The sequence below is a fragment of the Brachymonas denitrificans genome (assembly GCF_907163135.1).
GTDB classification, from domain to species: Bacteria; Pseudomonadota; Gammaproteobacteria; order Burkholderiales; family Burkholderiaceae_C; genus Brachymonas; species Brachymonas denitrificans_A.
Genome location: NZ_CAJQUA010000001.1, coordinates 1,435,219 through 1,452,677, shown reverse-complemented (window position 1 = coordinate 1,452,677; position 17,459 = coordinate 1,435,219). Strand labels below are relative to the sequence as shown.

Genomic DNA, 17,459 nt, shown 5'->3' with positions numbered 1-17,459 from the left:
CCCGGGTGCGAGGGCTTATTTGCCCCAGGAGTCCTTCAGCCCTGAAACGCGGTTGAGCACCACCTTGCCGTTGCCGTGATCCACCCGGTCGGTGGCAAAGTAGCCCAGACGCTCGAACTGGAAGTGGCTTTCCGGCCCCGCCTGCGCCACGCTCGGCTCGACCCAGCCCTGCACCGTCTTCAGGCTGTCCGGATTCAGCACCGTCAGGAAATCGCGCCCGCCGGCATCCGGCTGCGCCTCGGTAAACAGGCGGTCATACAGGCGCACCTCGGCCTGCACGCCGTCCTCGGCACCGACCCAGCCGATCACGCCCTTCACCTTCACTCTGTCGGCACCGGGCGTGCCGCTCTTGGTGTCCGTAATCAGCGAGACGAACACTTCCGTCACCTTGCCGTCGGCATCCTTCTCGTAACCGGTGCATTCCACTACATGGCCGTATTTCAGGCGCACCTTGTTGCCGTCCTTGTGCTGGCCGGGCGGGTTGCTGGTGGGGCTGGCATGCGGCGGGAACAGGCGGAAATAGCCCTTGCTCGGCACTTCCATGAAGTCCTCGCGCTCGATCCACACGTGCTTGCCCATGCGCATGGTGCGCTGGCCCATGTCGGGGTGGTGCGGGTGCACCGGGGCCTTGCATTCGTCCAGCGTGCCGGCGCCCATCACCTCGTCCCAGTTGGTAATGGTGACCTTGAGCGGATCCAGCACCGCCATGGCGCGCGGCGCCACCGGATCCAGTGCATCGCGCAGAGCGCCTTCCAGCGTGCCGTAGTCGATCCAGCTGTCGGCCTTGGTCACGCCGATACGCTCGCAGAACAGGCGGATGGCGGCCGGCGTGTAGCCGCGACGGCGCAGGCCGGCCAGCGTGGGCATGCGCGGGTCGTCCCAGCCGCTCACGTGGTTCTCGTCCACCAGCTGCTTGAGCTTGCGCTTGCTGGTGACCACATAGGTCAGGTTCAGGCGCGCAAATTCGTGCTGGTGCGGCGGGGGTGTGTTGACGATGCCGCCAGCCGTGAGTTTCTCCATCAGCCAGTCGTAGAACGGCCGTTGGTCTTCGAATTCCAGCGTGCAGATGCTGTGCGTGATGTTTTCCAGCGCATCCTCGATCGGGTGCGCAAAGGTGTACATCGGGTAGATGCACCAGGCATCGCCCGTGTTGTGGTGGTGCGCACGGCGGATGCGGTAGATGGCCGGATCGCGCATGTTGATGTTGGGATGCGCCATGTCGATCTTGGCGCGCAGCACGGCGGCGCCGTCGGCCAGCTTGCCCTCGCGCATTTCGGTGAAACGCGCCAGGTTCTCGGCCACGCTGCGCGTGCGGAACGGGCTGTCGGTGCCGGGCGTGCCGAAATCGCCGCGGTTCTTGCGCATGTCTTCCGGGCTTTGCTCGTCCACATAGGCCAGGCCCTGTTCGATCAGGTACACGGCCGCCGCGTACATGTCCTCGAAGTAGTTGCTGGCGAAGTACAGGTGGTTTTCCTGCTTGCCGTCGTAGTTGCTGCTGTAGTCGAAGCCCAGCCAGTGCACCGCCTCGATGATGGCGTCCACGTATTCCTGGCTTTCCTTCTCCGGGTTGGTGTCGTCAAAACGCAGGTGGCAGACGCCGTCGTAGTCCTGCGCCAGGCCGAAGTTCAGGCAGATGCTCTTGGCATGGCCGACGTGCAGGTAGCCGTTGGGTTCGGGCGGAAAACGCGTGCGGATGCGGGCGGGGTCGATCGCGCCGGCCTGCTGATGCGCGGCATTGCCGGGCGTGCCATTCCACTTGCGGCCGGCGTAGCTGCCTTTTTCCAGGTCGGATTCAATGATCTGGCGCAGGAAGTTGCTGGGCTTGACGGAGTCTTCTGCTGCGCTGGCAGGGATGTTGTTGGGTGTGGTAGTCATGGGGGAGATTTTAGGCGCTCGCAGCCCCTTGCGCAGGGGATGGCGGCGCAATCCCCACCCCCGAGGCAGCCGGCGTGCATCGGCCCACAACGGGCAGCAACGAACCTCGTGCTCAGGCCTGCCCCAGTTCCTTCAGCTTGATGAAGGCCAGCGCCGCCATCACCGCATCGTTCAGCGCATCGTGTGCGTCGCGCGTGGGCAGGGCAAGATCCTTCATCAGCGTATCGAAGCGCAGGTCGATGTCGGCGTTGTCCTGCTGCCGGTAGGGCGGCAGTTGCCTGAACTTGTAGTCGTAGTAGAGGGCAGACACCTCGATCTGCTTCTGCGGCAGCCTGATGCCCAGCAGCGGCTTCATGGCGCGGTTGATCATGGCCACGTCGAACTCGAGGTAGTAGCCCACCAGCGGCCGGCTGCCGATGAAGTGGATCAGCTGGCGCATGGCTTCTTCCACCGGCAGGCCATCGGCCACGTCCATCTCGCGCAGGCGGTGCACGCGGATGCTCTCGGCCGACACATTGCCCTGTGGCTGCACCAGCAGTTCCAGCCGCTCGCTGCTCATGATGCGATTGCCCTTGATGCGCACCGCGCCGATCGAGATGATGTCGTCGCTGCGCACATTCAGGCCGGTCGTTTCGCAGTCGAGGGCCACATACTCGTCCGGCGGAGGCTCGTCGAACACGAAGTTGAATTCGGGCCGGCTGAGGTGGCCCTTCTGCCAGCGCTGGCGGGCGCTCTCCATCCAGGTGCGCGGGGTGAAGCTCGAAAGTCCCATGAAACGGCCCCGCGCTTACATCACGTCCAGGCGGAAACGCTGGTGCAGCGTGGCCTTGAAGCGCTTGACGATACCCAGGCTGTCCTTGAGCAGGTCGCGTTCCAGACTGCTGATCTGGCCTACGTCCACATGACCGCTCACCGGCTTGCCGGCCTCCAGCTCCTGCAGACCCACCTTCAGGCGCATGCCCATGAAGATGTGCAGGCTGTTGATCAGGTTGTCGCCCCAGCTCTGCTTGAGCTTGCCCATCTGCACCAGCGCCCGGATGCGCTCCACCGTGCTGGTGGCCTTGATGCGGTTGGCCAGCGCCAGGCTGCGGATGCCGTGCACGATCGGGAAGATGCCCAGCTTCTTCATGTGCAGCAGCTCGCCACTGTCGCCCAGGGCAAACATGCGGCCGATCCAGCTGCTGCCGCTGCCGAAGGCGTCGATGGCGCTGGCAAAGCGGCTCAGCGTGGCCTCGTTGTCGGTGGAGAGTTCCCACAGGCGGTCGCGCACGCGGTCCAGCAGGCGCTCGTCGCCGGTCACGGCATGCGCGTCCAGGAAAATCGCCAGGTTCATCAGGTTTTCGGGGCTGCTCTGGATCAGCCAGGTACGCGTGCGCTCGCTCCATTCGCTCACGGTGCCGCGCCAGTCCGGGTTGTTCAGCATGATCTTGCCGGCGCACTCGGGGTAGCCGAAACGCTCCAGCTCGGCCGAGAAGCGGTCGCAGATTTCCTGCAGGTTGGCGGGCGGGGTGTAGTCGTCGCGCAGGATCAGGCCGTTGTCCTGGTCGGTCTTGAGCAACTGCTCGCCACGGCCCTCGCTGCCCATCACGATCAGGCAGCTGTTCTTCACCAGTTCTGGCGGGGCGATCATCTCCCAGGTGCGCTCGAACAGGCGCGCATTCACTTCCTGCACCAGATCGCCGATCAGGCCCACATTGGTGCCGCTGCGATACAGCTGCTGCACCATGCGCGTGGTCTGGCTGGCGGCGCCTTCGAGCGCCTCCAGGTTGTCGGCCTGGTCGATGCGGGTGAGGATCAGGTGCGAGTGGTTGGACAGGAAGCTGAACACGTCCAGCGACTCGACCACGCCATGCACGGTGTCGCCCTCGGCCACCACGATGCGGTGGATGCGGTGGCGCAGCATCTTGGCCAGCGCGTCGCCCATCAGCGCATTGGGCGGCAGGGTGATCAGGTTGTAGGTGGCCAGGTCGCCCACGGGCAGATCATCGAGCGGGCGGCCGTCGATGATGGCCTTGGGCAGCGCCGTGCTGGAGAAGATGCCTAGTCGCGGCAGCGTGCCGCTGGCATCGCGCACCAGCACGTGCGAGATGCGCTCCTTGTCGAACATGCGGGCGATGGCGGCAATGTCGGTATCGGCATCCACGTAGTGCGGCGCATGCAGCAACGCTTCTTCCAGGCGCGACAGCGTGAGCGACTGCATTTCCTGCTGGTCCTGACGTTGCGACAGGGCGGTGAGCTTGTCGCCCAGCTTGGAGAACAGCAGGGCGCTGAAGGTGGCGTTGCTGGCGATCAGCGACAGCACGGTTTCTTCGGCCAGCTCGTAGGCCACCACTTCTTCCTGCGCCTGGAAGCGGTGGCTGGCCTTGCCGGCGACCAGGCCACGGCCGTCGAAGGTGTCGTCCGGCCCGTACACGTGCAGCATGTCCTCGCCTTCGAGCTGCACCACCCGGCCCTTGATGATCACGTAGAGGAAGCGCGGCTTGTCGCCCACGTCCAGGATCACCTCGCCACGGCGGAAATAGGCAATGTCGACGTTGTCGCGCACTTCGGCCTGCTCGGCCTTGGTCAGGCTGTCGAAAGGAGAGGCCGAGAAATTGAAGGCGTTGGGCATGGTGTCGGGATGGACGGATGGAGTAGGCCGGCCATGCGCAGGGCGGCAGGAGGGCGGATGCTCCCGATTCTCGGGATCCGGCCGCGCAGACGCCCGGCTGGAGCACCGGAATCCTGCCAGTCTAATGGGCAGACTGTTACGCCAGCCTTACAGGTTCTTGCGCAAGTGTCGGGCATCACGACCGTTCGGACGGTCTCCGGCTTGTTGCCTTACGTTTACGTAAACGTCGTGGTGCGGAGGCGGTTTCTGAGTGGAAAGGGATACAAAACCGCTTTTGTCACATGCCTGACATTCGTTTGAGGGATACAACAATCTGCAATCGAAACTAGGGTTTGCACCATGATGGCGAACCCTAAATCGGCGCCTTCCCTGACAGTTTGTAAGTTAACAGCATGTTTCGGGTGCCACGATTGCCCATCGTTCACATCTAGGAGGAGACAACCATGAGTGACCCCATCGTGGAAAAGATCAGCAACAACCCGAAATACCAGGAACTCAAGGCCAAACGCAACCGCTTTGGCTGGACCCTGGCGATCATCATGCTGATCGTCTATTACGGCTACATCGCGCTGATCGCCTTTGACAAGGAATTTCTGGCGCAGCCCATCGGCAGTGGCGTGACCACGCTGGGCATTCCGCTCGGCATGGGCGTGATCATCTTCACCATCATCATCACCGTCATTTACGTGCGTCGTGCCAACACCGAATACGACGCAGTGACCCAAGAAATCCTGAAGGATGCCAGCAAATGAAAAAAACCGTTTTTGCACTGGGTACCCTGCTGGCTGCCGGCGCCGCACTGGCGGCAGGCGGTGACGTAGGCGAAACCGCCAAGCAGTCCACCAACTGGACTGCCATCATCATGTTCGGCGTCTTCGTGCTGGCCACGCTGTGGATCACGAAGTGGGCCGCCTCCAAGACCAAGTCGGCTGCCGACTTCTATACCGCCGGTGGCGGCATCACGGGCTTCCAGAACGGCCTGGCCATCGCTGGCGACTACATGTCCGCCGCTTCCTTCCTGGGCATTTCCGCGGCCGTGATGGCCAGCGGCTATGACGGCCTGATCTACTCCATCGGCTTCCTGGTGGGCTGGCCCGTCATCACCTTCCTGATGGCCGAGCGCCTGCGCAACCTGGGCAAGTTCACCTTTGCCGACGTGGCCGGCTATCGCTTCAAGCAGGGCCCGATCCGTGCGTTTGCCGCCTGCGGCACGCTGGTGGTGGTGGCCTTCTACCTGATCGCCCAGATGGTGGGTGCCGGCCAGCTGATTAAGCTGCTGTTCGGCCTGGACTACATCTTCGCCGTGATCATCGTGGGCGTTCTGATGATGGTGTACGTGCTGTTCGGCGGCATGACGGCCACCACCTGGGTGCAGATCATCAAGGCCTGCCTGCTGCTGTCCGGCGTGACCTTCATGGCCTTCATGGTGCTGTACAAGTATGGCTTCAGCCCCGAAGCCCTGTTCCGCCACGCCGTGGAAGTGAAAACCCAGATCGCTACTGCCGGCGGTGCTACTCCTGAAGCGGCAGCCAAGACCGGTCTGGCCATCATGGGTCCGGGCGGCTTCATCAAGGATCCGATTTCCGCCATCAGCTTCGGCATGGCCCTGATGTTCGGTACCGCCGGTCTGCCCCACGTGCTGATGCGCTTCTTCACCGTGCCGAACGCCAAGGAAGCACGCAAGTCCGTGGCCTGGGCCACGACCTGGATCGGCTACTTCTACGTGCTGATCTTCATCATCGGCTTCGGCGCCATCACCCTGGTGCTGACCGACCCGCAACTGGCTGACACCACCAAGGGCGTCATCAAGGGCGGTGCCGGTACGGCCAACATGGCTGCCGTGCTGGTGGCTGAAGTGGTGGGCGGCGACGTGTTCTTCGGCTTCATCTCTGCCGTGGCATTCGCAACCATCCTGGCCGTGGTGGCTGGCCTGACGCTGTCTGGCGCCTCCGCCGTGTCGCACGACCTGTACGCCACCGTGTTCAAGAACGGCAATGCCGACAGCGCTTCCGAGCTGAAGGTGTCCCGTATCACCACGCTGGCACTGGGTGTGATCGCCGTGCTGCTGGGCATCATGTTCGAGAAGCAGAACATCGCCTTCATGGTATCGCTGGCCTTCGCCATCGCCGCATCCGCCAACTTCCCGGTGCTGTTCCTGTCCATCATGTGGAAGGACATGACCACCAAGGGGGCCGTGATCGGCGGCTTCATGGGCCTGATCTCCTCCGTGGCGCTGACCATCGTGTCGCCCTCCGTGTGGGAAGCTGTGCTGGGCAACCCCAAGGGTTCCGCGCTGTTCCCCTACACCTCGCCGGCCCTGTTCTCCATGATCATCGGCTTCGTCGGTATCTGGCTGTTCTCCGTGATGGACCGCAGCAAGCAGGCTGCCGCCGAGCGTGCTGCCTTCCCGGCCCAGCAGGTGCGTTCCGAGACCGGTCTGGGTGCTGCCAAGGCGTCCGACCACTAAGCCAACCAGGCAACCTGTGCCAGTGCCGCAAGGCACTGGATTTTGAAACCGGGCTTCGTGCCCGGTTTTTTTATGCGCGTGGATTCTTGCGCGGGTGTTTGATCCATCCAGGGCTACCGGAGGCATCAGCCGGACCGTCTGCCGCCATTGCATGCGAAACAGGGTGCGGTGCTGCGTGGCAGCAAAGCCCTGCGATAATCGCCGTTTGCACTGGCGCGGCCGTTGTCCGTACGCCAGCCTGACGTTCTTTGACCACCGGGAGTAGTGTGGATACCTTATTGCTGATCAAGGCTGCCATCATGGGCATCGTGGAAGGCCTGACCGAATTCCTGCCCATTTCGTCCACCGGCCACCTGATTCTTGCCAGCTCGCTGCTCAACTTCTCGGCGCCGCCCTTCACCCCCGAAAAGGCCAAGGCCTTCGACATCGCCATCCAGACCGGCGCCATTTTCGCCGTGATCCTGGTCTACTGGCAGAAGATCCGCGACACCGTGGTACAGCTGCCCAGTTCGGGGCAGGCGCGCCGCTTTGCGCTGAACGTGATCATCGGTTTTCTGCCGGCGGTGGTACTGGGCCTGCTGTTCGGCAAGGCGATCAAGGCCAACCTGTTCACGCCGCAGGTGGTGGCAACCACCTTCATCCTGGGCGCCTTCGTCATCCTCTGGGCCGAGAAGCGCCAGAACACCGCGCGCATCCACAGCGTGGACGACATGACGGCCTGGGACGCGCTCAAGGTCGGCCTGGTGCAGTGCTTTGCCATGATTCCCGGCACCAGCCGCAGCGGCGCCACCATCATCGGCGGCATGCTGCTGGGGCTGGACCGCAAGGCGGCCACCGATTTTTCCTTCTTCCTGGCGATCCCGACGCTGATCGGCGCCGGCGTCTACAGCCTGTACAAGGCGCGCGACGTGCTGACCATGGCCGAGCTGCCGGTCTTTCTGGTGGGGCTGGTGTTTGCCTTCATCAGCGCCTGGCTGTGCGTGCGCTGGCTGCTCAAGTTCATTTCCAGCAACAGCTTTGTGCCATTTGCCTGGTACCGCATCGTGTTCGGCGTGATCGTGCTGCTCACCTGGTGGACGGGCGCCGTGGTGTGGGCGGAGTGATGCGATACGGCGGCTGGCGACTCGGCGCAAGCGGCCGATAGCCTCACGCTCCTCCGGCGCGAGCGGCAATCCGCCTGGATCGAGAGACACCCCGCAGTGACATTTGCTCACTGCGGGGTGAACTTTTTCCTGGCCGCGCAAGTCCAATATCCTGTACAACAGAAACACATTCCCGATTGCAAGCAGGAGGCGCCATGAAACAGACCCTGTCCCATTCCGCTCCGCGCAGCGGCTTGCGCACGCTGGTTTCCGCGCTGGCACTCGCCGGCGTGACGGCACTGGCCGGCTGTGCAAGCACCTTCAGCACCAAGGTCAGCAATTTCAACCAATGGCCGGCCAATGCCGCAGGCGCCAGCTTTGCCGTGCAGCCTGCCACCGGAGAGGGCGTGGCGCTGGGCGAACTGGAACGCAAGACCTACGAGGGCTACCTGGCGAAGCACCTGCAGGCACAGGGCATGGTGCCGGCAGCGGTGCCGGCCCAGGCGCGCATGCAGGCCGACATGGCCGTCAACGTGAAGCGCGAGTTGCGCCAGTTCAGCGTGCCGGTGTATCGCCACATTCCATGGGGCGGCTTCGGCACCTGGCCCTACTATCCGGGGGCAGCCTGGGGTGGGCCGTGGAATCCGGGTGACTACTACGAGGATGGCGTATTCGGCATGGGCGGCATGGCGCCGGTGTATCTGGGCGAGCAGCTGGTGACGCGTCCCGTGCACTTCTACCAGCTCAGGGTGCGTATCGCCGACCACGCCCAGGCATTGAAGGGCCAGACCGCGCCCAAGGTATTCGAGTCGACCGCGGAATATGTGGGCAACCCGGTAGAGCTGCCTTCCGTCATGCCGTACTTGATGGAATCGGTGTTCGACCGCTTCCCGGGCACCAATGGACAGGTTCGCACGGTCGAGTTCGACAGTGATACCGGCGCCAAGGTAGTGCCCAAACGCTGAGTTGCGGGAGGGATTTCAGGCCGCGCTCCTGCAAGTGGCTGGCCGGAGCGTGCGCCAGCCAGCCTGCAGGTCCGGCTTCATTTCCTGTCCGTGCGGGACGGCTGGATGTCTTCCAGCGCCTTGCCGATCAGCTCTACCGTTTGCTCGGGCTGCTCCAGCGGGAACAGGTGGCTGCCGCCTTCCAGCGTGTAGATGCGCCCCTGGGTGACGCGCTTGCTCGCGCCCAGGCCGACCTGTTTCAGTTCGCGCGAGGCGCTGCCGCCGATCAGCGCGGCCGGAACCTGCAGCGGATGCTGGCGCAGCCAGGGTCCGATATTGTCCGGCAGCGTGTTGTAGATGGCGGTTTCCACTTCGCGGTCGAAAGCCAGGCGGCGGCGTTCCGGCAACTCTTCGCTCGGCGCCTCTTCGGTGCCGTGGCGGATATAGTCGGCCAGTGCCTGCGGGTGCCAGGCGGCAAATACCGGTTTGGTGGCGAAGTGCTGGTGCGCGGCATCGGCGCTGGGCCATTCCTGGCGGCGGCGCTGGCTGGTGGCGCCGGGCGAGAAGCGCTGCAGCAATGGCGTCTGCTTGCCCAGCTTGACCAGACCGGCACGCCAGCCGCCCAGCACGGGCGAATCCAGCATCACCACGCCCTTGGCCAGTTCGGGTGACTGCGCGGCCGCCATCAGACTCAGGATGCCGCCCATGGAGTGGCCGAGCAGATAGCGCGGCTTGTCTTCGGGCTGGGGCAGGGTGTCGCAGAAGTCGATCAACTGCTCCACCATGTGGTGCCAGTTGTTGCTGACAGGGTAGCGTGGGTCGTGGCCGTACTTGTCCAGCGCATGGACTTCATGGCCCTGTTGCTCGAGCTGGTCGAGCAGCACGCGGTAGGTGCCGGCAGGAAAGCTGTTGCCGTGCGAAAAAACGATCTGTGCGGGGGGCGTGCGTGGTGTTTCCATCAGATGACCCGATCCTCGGGGGACTGGATTTTGGCAAGAGGGGGATAGGCGCCGTCCTGCATGACGAGCGGGGTGTCGGTGCTTTCGCCGTTCCAGACCGGGTCCGGCAGGCTGTCGAAGACTTCGCGCAGCTTCACGCCCCATTGCTCGTGCATGGTGCGGAAGTAAGGGTTGGTGTGGTCGATGCACACGATCTTGTCGCCACGCAGCGAATTGGCGTCGTACACGACCAGATCCAGCGGCAGGCCTACCGAGAGGTTGGACTTGAGCGTGGAATCCATGGATACCAGCGCGCACTTGGCGGCCTCATCCAGCGGAATGTCCGGATGGATCACGCGGTCGAGCACGGGCTTGCCGTACTTGGATTCGCCGATCTGGAAGAAGGGCGTTTCGTCCGTGGCCTCGATGAAGTTGCCGGCCGAATACACGAGGAACAGGCGCATGCCTTCGCCCTTGATCTGGCCGCCAAAGATCAGCGAAACATTGAAATCGACATTGGCGGCGCGCAGGGCGGCGCCATCGCGCTTGTGGATGTGGCGCACGGCGCAGCCGAGCACGCGCGCGGCATCGAACATGCTGGTGGCATTCCAGATCGTCAGGCCGCTGCTGCTGCCGTCGTGCGGCGCTTCGTCGCGCAGCACCTGGGTCTGCAGGATTTCGCGCACCGACTGGGCAATGCTGAGGTTGCCGGCCGAGAGCAGTACCATGAAGCGGTCGTCGGTCTTTTCATAGACCATCATCTTGCGGAAGGTGCTGATCTGGTCGACGCCGGCATTGGTGCGCGAGTCGGACAGGAACACCAGTCCGGCCTTGAGCTTGATGGCAACGCAGTAGGTCATGGGCAATCTGCCTGCAGTGGGAAAGAATCGTATTGTCGTGCGATTTTGCATTTCCTGCCGGGAATGTGTGGGGCGACATCCACGCAGGGGGTGCGCAAAAATGGGCATCATCGTAGAATAGCGCGATTGCGAGGCACCGCATCGACGGTGTCTTTTGTTGCCGCTCTTACCCACAATTCACATGTCTTCCAACCTGCATCCCATGCTCAACGTGGCCATCAAGGCTGCCCGCGCCGCTGGCGCCATCATCAACCGTGCCTCGCTCGACGTCGAGTCGGTGCGCGTTTCGCAGAAGCAGGCGAACGACTTTGTGACCGAAGTGGACCAGGCCTCCGAGGCCGCCATCATCGAAACCCTGCTGGGCGCCTATCCCCAGCACGGCATTTACGCCGAAGAATCCGGCCAGCGCCACGGCAACAGGAACAGCGATTTCATCTGGTACATCGATCCGCTCGATGGCACCACCAACTTCATCCATGGCTTCCCAGTGTATTGCGTGAGCATCGCCCTGGCGGTGCGCGGCAAGATCGAGCAGGCGGTGATCTACGATCCCAACCGCAATGACCTGTTCACCGCCACGCGTGGCCGCGGCGCCTACATGAACGAGCGACGCATCCGCGTGGGCAAGCGCATCCGCCTGGCAGATTGCCTGATCACCACGGGCTTTCCGTTCCGTCCGGGACAGGACTATGGCCAGTTCATGCAGATGTTCACCGACATGATGAAGAAGACCACCGCCATCCGCCGTCCGGGCGCTGCCGCGCTGGATCTGGCCTATGTGGCCGCCGGCATGAGCGATGGCTTCTTCGAGACAGGCCTGAGCCCGTGGGATGTGGCCGCGGGCAGCCTGCTGGTGCAGGAAGCCGGTGGCCTGGTGGGCAACTTCACCGGCGAGGCGGACGACCTGCTGTTTGCCGAGGAATGCATTGCCGGCAACCCGAAGATCTACGGCCTGATGGTGAACATGCTGAGCAAGTACAGCCGTTATACCGAAGAAGCCAAGGCCGCCCGCCGTGCGGCGCGCGAGGCCGAAGAGGCGGCGCAGCAGCAGGTGGCCGCCGAGGATGGCAGCGAAGAATAAATCCGGTACAACCAGTTGAAACAACAACACCCCGGCAGGTTTGATCCTGTTCGGGGTGTTTTGTTTTCTGGAGAGCGTATGTCAAAAGGCGGCCGCTGCTGGTAACAGCCGCTGCTCACTCGGCGTCGGCTTGTGCTCCGGGTGCAGCCTGCTGGAAGGCGGGCAGTTCCGCACACGCCGCGTCGATGCGCAGCAGGGTCGGGTAGGCGTCCAGCGGGCAATTGAAACGCCGCGCATTGAACAGCTGTGGTACCAGGCAGCAGTCGGCGAGCGTGGGCGTGTCGCCATGGCAGAAGCGGTCGGTGTCGGGGTGGCCGGCCAGCATGGCTTCCAGGCCCTGCAGGCCGGTGGCGATCCAGTGGTGGTACCAGGCGTCCTTCTGCTCCTGCGTGGCACCCAGCTGGCCGCCCAGGTACTGCAATACGCGCAGGTTGTTGATCGGGTGAATGTCGCAGGCAATGCCCTGTGCGATGGCGCGCACGCGGGCGCGGCCGACAGCATCCGCGGGCAGCAGGGCAGGGCCGGGCTGGGTTTCGTCCAGATACTCGATGATGGCGAGCGACTGCGTGAGCACGGTGCCTTCGTCGAGTTCGAAGGCGGGTACCAGGCCTTGCGGGTTCTTGTCGCGGTAGGCCGGGCTGTGCTGCTCGCCGCCGTTGCGTGCCAGATGCACCCGAATGGCCTCGTGGGCCACGCCTTTCAGCGCGAGCGCGATGCGCACGCGGTAGGCTGCCGAGCTGCGGAAGTAGGTGTAAAGCTTGGGCATGGTGAGGAGCTGCGGGGTAAAGCGGTGCGTCCGCAAACACCGGAGTGCGCACGGACGATGATGGCGAATGGGTCGGTCAGCGGGCGGTTGCCGTATCGACCGTGTTCTCTATGGTTCCGAAGATGTTCTGCCCCTGGGCATCGAACATCTCGATGCGCACCACGTCGCCGTGGTCCATGAAGGGCGTAGCCGGCTTGCCCTGCTCGATGGTCTCGTAGGTGCGCACTTCGGCCAGGCAGCAGTAGCCTACGCCGCCGTTGTCCACGGTCGAGCCCCACAGGCTGTCCTGCTTGTTCGACACGGTGCCGGAGCCGATGATGCTGCCCGCGCACAGGGTGCGCGTCTTGGCCACATGGGCTACCAGCTGGCCGAAATCGAAGGTCATGTCCTGGCCAGCGTTGGGCTGGCCGAACAGCTTGCCGTTCAGGTGCACCAGTAGCGGCAGGTGCACCTTGGCATCCTTCCAGGCATCGCCCAGTTCGTCCGGCGTGACGGCCACCGGGCTGAACGCGCTGGCCGGCTTGCTCTGGAAAAAGCCGAAGCCCTTGGCCAGTTCGTTCGGGATCAGGTTGCGCAGCGACACATCGTTGACCAGCATGATCAGGCGGATGGCGCTGGCGGCTTCCTGCGGCGTGGCGCCCTGGGCCACGTCACCGGTCACGACCGTGACTTCGGCCTCGAAATCGATGCCCCATTCGGGCTTGGCGATGACCTTGTCGCGCGGGCCGACGAAGCCGTCGGAGCCGCCCTGGTACATCAGCGGATCGCTGTAGAAGGACTGCGGCACCTCGGCATTGCGTGCCTTGCGCACCAGCTCCACATGGTTGATGTAGGCCGAGCCGTCAGCCCACTGGTAGGCGCGCGGCAGCGGGGAGTGGCAGGCGGCCTCGTCGAAGGGTTCGCCCTCGATGGTGCCGCTGTTCAGCGCTTCGTAGGTCTGGCGCAGCTGGGGCTCGATGCTGGCCCAGTCGTCCAGCGCGGCTTGCAAGGTACGCGCGATGGCAGGGACGGAGCGGTAGCGCGTCAGGTCGCGGCTGACGACGACGAGCGTGCCGTCACGGCCGCCTTGCTTGAGGGTGGCGAGTTTCATGCTTGGGTCCTTTTGTCGTAGGCATAGCTGCCATCATGCATCCAGCGGGCGTGGTGCGGAGCGCGCTTGGTTTCGGCCCACTCGTTCAGCATCTCCCACTTCACGGCGTCGAGCTTTGCGTTCATCTCGGGCGTGGCGGTGTTGGCGGCCAGTTCCAGACGGTGACCGTTGGGATCGAAGAAGTAGATCGACTGGAACAGCGTGTGGTCGGTCGGGCCCACCACCTCGATGCCGGCGGCCTCCAGCTCTGCCTTGGTCTGCAGCATGGTCTCGACGGAGTCGACTTCCAGCGCCAGATGCTGCGTCCAGGTGGGGGTGTTTTCGTCGCGACCCATGGGGGCGCAGGTAGGCAGCTCGAAAAAGGCCAGGATGTTGCCGTTGCCGGCATCCAGGAACACGTGCATGTACGGGTCGGCCGCCTTGGTGGACGGGACCTCGTCTTCGGCGATGGCGAGCACGAAGTCCATCTTCAGGTGCTTGACGTACCATTCGACGGTCTCTTTGGCATCCTTGCAGCGGTAGGCCACATGGTGGATTTTGCGGATCAGGCTCATGGCGTTCTCCTTAGAGCTGCGCAGCAGCGGGGGTGGGGGATGGGGTGATGTTGCGCGCGATCGCCATGGCTTCGCGCAGGGTGCCGATGTCGCCGATATGGTTGGCCAGCAGCAGGATCAGGCGGGCGTTGACCATGGCGCTCTGCTCGTCGCTCAGGTCGCGGTGCATGTCGATCAGGGCTTCGTAGAAGTCGTCGCCGGGCGAGAACAGCTGGAAATAGCGCTTGCCTTGCTCGGAGAAGTTGGGTTGCGTGTTCAGGGGCATGGATGTCTCCTTCGGATCAGGCGTTGCCGGTGGCACGGGCTAGGGCGACGCGGACCTTGTCGGCGTCGAACTGGCGCCAGCGGGCGGCGACGTGCTGGTCGGGGCGCAGCAGGTAGCTGGTGCCGGGCTGCAGGTCGTAGCGTTCGCGGATGCGCTGCTTGCTGTCGATCAGGGTGGCGAGGCCGGCGGCGGCGCTGCCGCGCTGGGCGATGATCAGGGGTTCAACCGGTATGCTGCCCTGCTCCAGCGCAGAGAGTGCCTGTGCGGTGGCGGCATCGAGGGCAGAAGCGTCTTCGATGTAGTGCAGCAGCTGGAAACGGTTGCCGCAGTGCTGCAGCAGCCAGGGGCGCTGGCCGCCCGAGGATGGGGCGTTGCCGGCCCCCTCGGAATGGCTCGCGCCGTTGGTGCGGCCAGATGACGTTTGCAGAGTGGCGCATGCAACAGGTGCATCATCCATCGGCGCGCCGGGCACCATATTGCCTGCAAAGCTGTCACTGTCCGGGGTATTCAGGCCGGAGGTGGTCAGATAGCTCGGCACCGACAGGCGGCCTGAGTTGACCAGCGCACGCGCAAACGGATAGTCACCGGCCAGCTCCAGCACCGCATTGCGGAAAGTGGTGCTGGTCTTGCTCTTGGGCGTGATGAAATCGGTGGAGCGGGTCGAATTGAGGATGTTCTCGTCCGCCGCGTAGCCGCGCTCGTCGCTGTAGCTGTCGAGCAGGCTGGCCGGGGCTTTGCCTTCCAGCACCAGCTTGAGTTTCCACACCAGGTTGTCGGTGTCCTGGATGCCCGAGTTGGCACCGCGGGCGCCGAAGGGCGACACCTGGTGCGCCGAATCACCGGCAAACAGCACGCGGCCGTGGTTGAAGCGGCCCATGCGGCGGCACTGGAAGGTATAGACGCTCACCCATTCCAGCTCGAACTCGCGTTCATCGCCCAGCATGGCGCGGATACGCGGAATCACGTTTTCCGGCTTTTTTTCCTCTTCGGGATCAGCCTGCCAGCCGAGCTGGAAGTCGATGCGCCAGACGTTGTCAGCCTGACGGTGCAGCAACACCGACTGGTTGCGGTGAAAAGGCGGATCGAACCAGAACCAGCGCTCGGCGGGGTATTCGGCCTTCATCACCACGTCGGCGATCAGGAAGCGGTCCATGAAGATTTTGCCGTCGATGTCCAGCCCCAGCATGGTGCGGATCGGGCTGCGGGCACCGTCACAGGCGATCAGCCAGTCGGCGGTGAGGGAGTAGGGGCCGTCCGGCGTTTCGACGCGGATCGTGGCCTTGTCCTCGTCCTGCAGCACGCTGATCACGTTGTTCCTGAAGCGGATCTCGAGGTTGGGCAGTTCGCGGGCGCGCTTGAGCAGATACTCTTCCAGGTAGTACTGCTGCAGGTTGATCATGCCGGGACGGTTGTGGTCGTCCTGCGGACGCAGGTTGAAGTTGAACACCTCGTCCTCGCGGAAGAAGGTGCGGCCCACATTCCACGAAACGCCCTTGTCCACGAAATCCTCGCCGCAGCCCATGCGGTCGAGCACTTCGAGCGCGCGCTTGGCATAGCACACGCCGCGCGAACCGATCGAGACAGTGTCGTCATTGTCGAGCACAACCACCGCATGGCCTTGCGAAGCCAGGTCGATGGCAGCGGACAGGCCCACCGGGCCGGCGCCCACGACGACGACCGGGTAGTGGCCGGGGCGCTTGTCGGCGATCTCCGGCGGCTGGACGTAGGGGAACTTCTGGTACTGGTAGGTACTGAGCATGATGTTGTCTCCGGACGGGCTAGTCGGTCGATGCCGTGAGCAGTCTGTTGCTGCGTGCCCTGTTGGGGAAAGGGGGTGGTGCGCCGCTATGGCGCTCCTGAATATCCCTCTCAAGTTCCGGCAAGGCGCCCGAGAGGTGTTGAGCTGTTCATGCGCGGCCAGACCGTGACGGCTGACCGTTTGGCGCTTCAGTCGCTGCTCACTCCTGCTGCAGCGCGTGCCACATCTGCTGGTCGCGCTCGGCGGTCCAGATGCGCGGATCGCGGATGCCGCTGGCTTCGTCATGGGCGCGCGTCACGTCGAACGGCAGGCAGTGCTCGTAGATGAACACCTGGCCGAACTTCGGATCCATCGCCTTGCGCGTGTGCGCCATGGTGGCCTTCAGATCCATGCCCTGGGCCACGGCTTCCTGCGCGCTCTGGTACAGCGTGCTGACGAAATCGCGCGTATAGGCCAGGCCTTTCTGCACCGCAGCAGGATCCATCAGCGCCGGGCCGCGACCGGGCACCAGCTTGTCGAAGTTCATCGCAGCCAGGTTGTCCAGCGTCTGCGGCCAGTCGGCCAGATAGGCATCGCCGGTATAGCAGGCGGCATCGGCCTCGACCAGGTCGCCCGAGAAGCAGATATTCTGCGACGGCAGGTAGACAATGGTGTCGCCCTTGGTATGGCCACGGCCCACCTGCTTGATCTTCACTTCCAGCTTGCCCATCCACAGCGTCATTTCGCCGTTGAACACCAGCGTCGGCCAGGTCAGGCCGGGCACGCTTTCCACAGCCTGGAACAGGCGCGGGAAGCGGCCGATTTCCGAATCCATGTCCTGCTGGCCGCGCTCCACGATCAGGTCCCAGGTGTCCTGGCTGGCGATGATCTGCTCCAGACCTTCGCTCTTGTAGCCGCTGGCGCCCAGCACGCGCACGGCGTGGTAGTGGGTCAGCACCACGTACTTGATCGGCAGATCGGTGATCTCGCGGATCTTTTTGATCACGCCCTGGGCCGCTACCGGCGTGGCGGTGGCATCGATGATCATCACGCCGTCATCGCCGATGATGACGCCGGTATTCGGATCGCCCTCCGCCGTGTAGGCATAGGCGTTGTCGCTCAGCTTGTCCCAGCTGATCTGCTTTTCTTCCAGGTCGGCCTGGGATGCAAACTTCTTCTCGCTCATGG

At 63.8% G+C, this 17,459-nt stretch carries 16 protein-coding genes; 5 read left to right on the top strand and 11 right to left on the bottom strand.

Annotation, left to right across the window (positions count from 1 at the left end):
* Positions 1-15: 15 nt before the first annotated feature.
* The 3 genes from KKQ75_RS06865 to KKQ75_RS06855 all read right to left on the bottom strand — a co-directional run bounded on the left by KKQ75_RS06865 (position 16) and on the right by KKQ75_RS06855 (position 4,486).
* The gene (locus KKQ75_RS06865; RefSeq protein ID WP_213361177.1) at positions 16-1,875 is read right to left on the bottom strand and encodes a glutamine--tRNA ligase/YqeY domain fusion protein; all 1,860 of its coding nucleotides are present in this window, start codon (positions 1,873-1,875) and stop codon (positions 16-18) included.
* 112 nt (positions 1,876-1,987) lie between these two features.
* Entirely contained in the window at positions 1,988-2,614 is a 627-nt protein-coding gene (locus KKQ75_RS06860) for a 3'-5' exonuclease (RefSeq protein WP_250131122.1), read from the bottom strand.
* Positions 2,615-2,662: 48 nt separating this feature from the next.
* On the bottom strand, positions 2,663-4,486 hold the full coding sequence (locus tag KKQ75_RS06855) for a DUF294 nucleotidyltransferase-like domain-containing protein (RefSeq protein WP_213361172.1): 1,824 nt from the start codon (positions 4,484-4,486) through the stop codon (positions 2,663-2,665).
* Positions 4,487-4,929: 443 nt separating this feature from the next.
* On the opposite strand from KKQ75_RS06855, the gene KKQ75_RS06850 reads away from it, so the two are divergent.
* The 4 genes from KKQ75_RS06850 (at position 4,930) to KKQ75_RS06835 (ending at position 9,000) form a co-directional block, all read left to right on the top strand.
* On the top strand, positions 4,930-5,238 hold the full coding sequence (locus tag KKQ75_RS06850; protein ID WP_213361171.1) for a DUF485 domain-containing protein: 309 nt from the start codon (positions 4,930-4,932) through the stop codon (positions 5,236-5,238).
* Positions 5,235-6,953 (top strand): cation acetate symporter, encoded by a 1,719-nt coding sequence (locus KKQ75_RS06845; RefSeq protein WP_213361170.1) that lies wholly within the window; start codon positions 5,235-5,237, stop codon positions 6,951-6,953. Before KKQ75_RS06850 ends, KKQ75_RS06845 begins: the two co-directional genes overlap by 4 nt.
* A 266-nt stretch (positions 6,954-7,219) precedes the next feature.
* Positions 7,220-8,056 (top strand): undecaprenyl-diphosphate phosphatase, encoded by an 837-nt coding sequence (locus KKQ75_RS06840; protein WP_213361169.1) that lies wholly within the window; start codon positions 7,220-7,222, stop codon positions 8,054-8,056.
* A gap of 194 nt (positions 8,057-8,250) precedes the next feature.
* Positions 8,251-9,000, top strand: coding sequence for a DUF4136 domain-containing protein (locus tag KKQ75_RS06835; protein ID WP_213361168.1), 750 nt, complete (start codon positions 8,251-8,253; stop codon positions 8,998-9,000).
* A gap of 77 nt (positions 9,001-9,077) precedes the next feature.
* On the opposite strand, the gene KKQ75_RS06830 is transcribed toward KKQ75_RS06835, so the two are convergent.
* Together KKQ75_RS06830 and KKQ75_RS06825 are read right to left on the bottom strand one after the other, a co-directional pair.
* Positions 9,078-9,938 (bottom strand): alpha/beta fold hydrolase, encoded by an 861-nt coding sequence (locus KKQ75_RS06830; protein ID WP_213361167.1) that lies wholly within the window; start codon positions 9,936-9,938, stop codon positions 9,078-9,080.
* Positions 9,938-10,777: a proteasome-type protease gene (locus KKQ75_RS06825; RefSeq protein WP_213361166.1), complete on the bottom strand. Its 840-nt coding sequence runs from the start codon at positions 10,775-10,777 to the stop codon at positions 9,938-9,940. Before KKQ75_RS06825 ends, KKQ75_RS06830 begins: the two co-directional genes overlap by 1 nt.
* Positions 10,778-10,958: 181 nt before the next feature.
* On the opposite strand from KKQ75_RS06825, the gene KKQ75_RS06820 reads away from it, so the two are divergent.
* Complete coding sequence (locus KKQ75_RS06820) at positions 10,959-11,858, top strand: inositol monophosphatase family protein (RefSeq protein WP_213361164.1); 900 nt, start codon at positions 10,959-10,961, stop codon at positions 11,856-11,858.
* Positions 11,859-11,973: 115 nt separating this feature from the next.
* Here KKQ75_RS06820 and maiA read toward each other — a convergent pair whose 3' ends face one another.
* The 6 genes from maiA to KKQ75_RS06790 form a co-directional block, all read right to left on the bottom strand.
* The gene (gene maiA / locus KKQ75_RS06815) at positions 11,974-12,624 is read right to left on the bottom strand and encodes a maleylacetoacetate isomerase (protein ID WP_213361162.1); all 651 of its coding nucleotides are present in this window, start codon (positions 12,622-12,624) and stop codon (positions 11,974-11,976) included.
* 76 nt (positions 12,625-12,700) lie between these two features.
* The gene (locus KKQ75_RS06810; protein ID WP_213361161.1) at positions 12,701-13,714 is read right to left on the bottom strand and encodes a fumarylacetoacetate hydrolase family protein; all 1,014 of its coding nucleotides are present in this window, start codon (positions 13,712-13,714) and stop codon (positions 12,701-12,703) included.
* The gene (locus KKQ75_RS06805; RefSeq protein ID WP_213361160.1) at positions 13,711-14,268 is read right to left on the bottom strand and encodes a VOC family protein; all 558 of its coding nucleotides are present in this window, start codon (positions 14,266-14,268) and stop codon (positions 13,711-13,713) included. The genes KKQ75_RS06810 and KKQ75_RS06805 overlap by 4 nt, the downstream gene beginning before the upstream one ends.
* A gap of 10 nt (positions 14,269-14,278) precedes the next feature.
* The gene (locus KKQ75_RS06800; protein ID WP_213361159.1) at positions 14,279-14,533 is read right to left on the bottom strand and encodes a DUF2783 domain-containing protein; all 255 of its coding nucleotides are present in this window, start codon (positions 14,531-14,533) and stop codon (positions 14,279-14,281) included.
* A 16-nt stretch (positions 14,534-14,549) separates the two neighbouring features.
* Positions 14,550-16,292: an FAD-dependent oxidoreductase gene (locus KKQ75_RS06795; protein WP_213361158.1), complete on the bottom strand. Its 1,743-nt coding sequence runs from the start codon at positions 16,290-16,292 to the stop codon at positions 14,550-14,552.
* Between the two features lie 199 nt (positions 16,293-16,491).
* Positions 16,492-17,457 carry an MBL fold metallo-hydrolase gene (locus KKQ75_RS06790; RefSeq protein WP_213361157.1) on the bottom strand — a complete coding sequence of 322 codons (966 nt, stop codon included), beginning with the start codon at positions 17,455-17,457 and terminating at the stop codon, positions 16,492-16,494.
* Positions 17,458-17,459 lie beyond the last annotated feature (2 nt).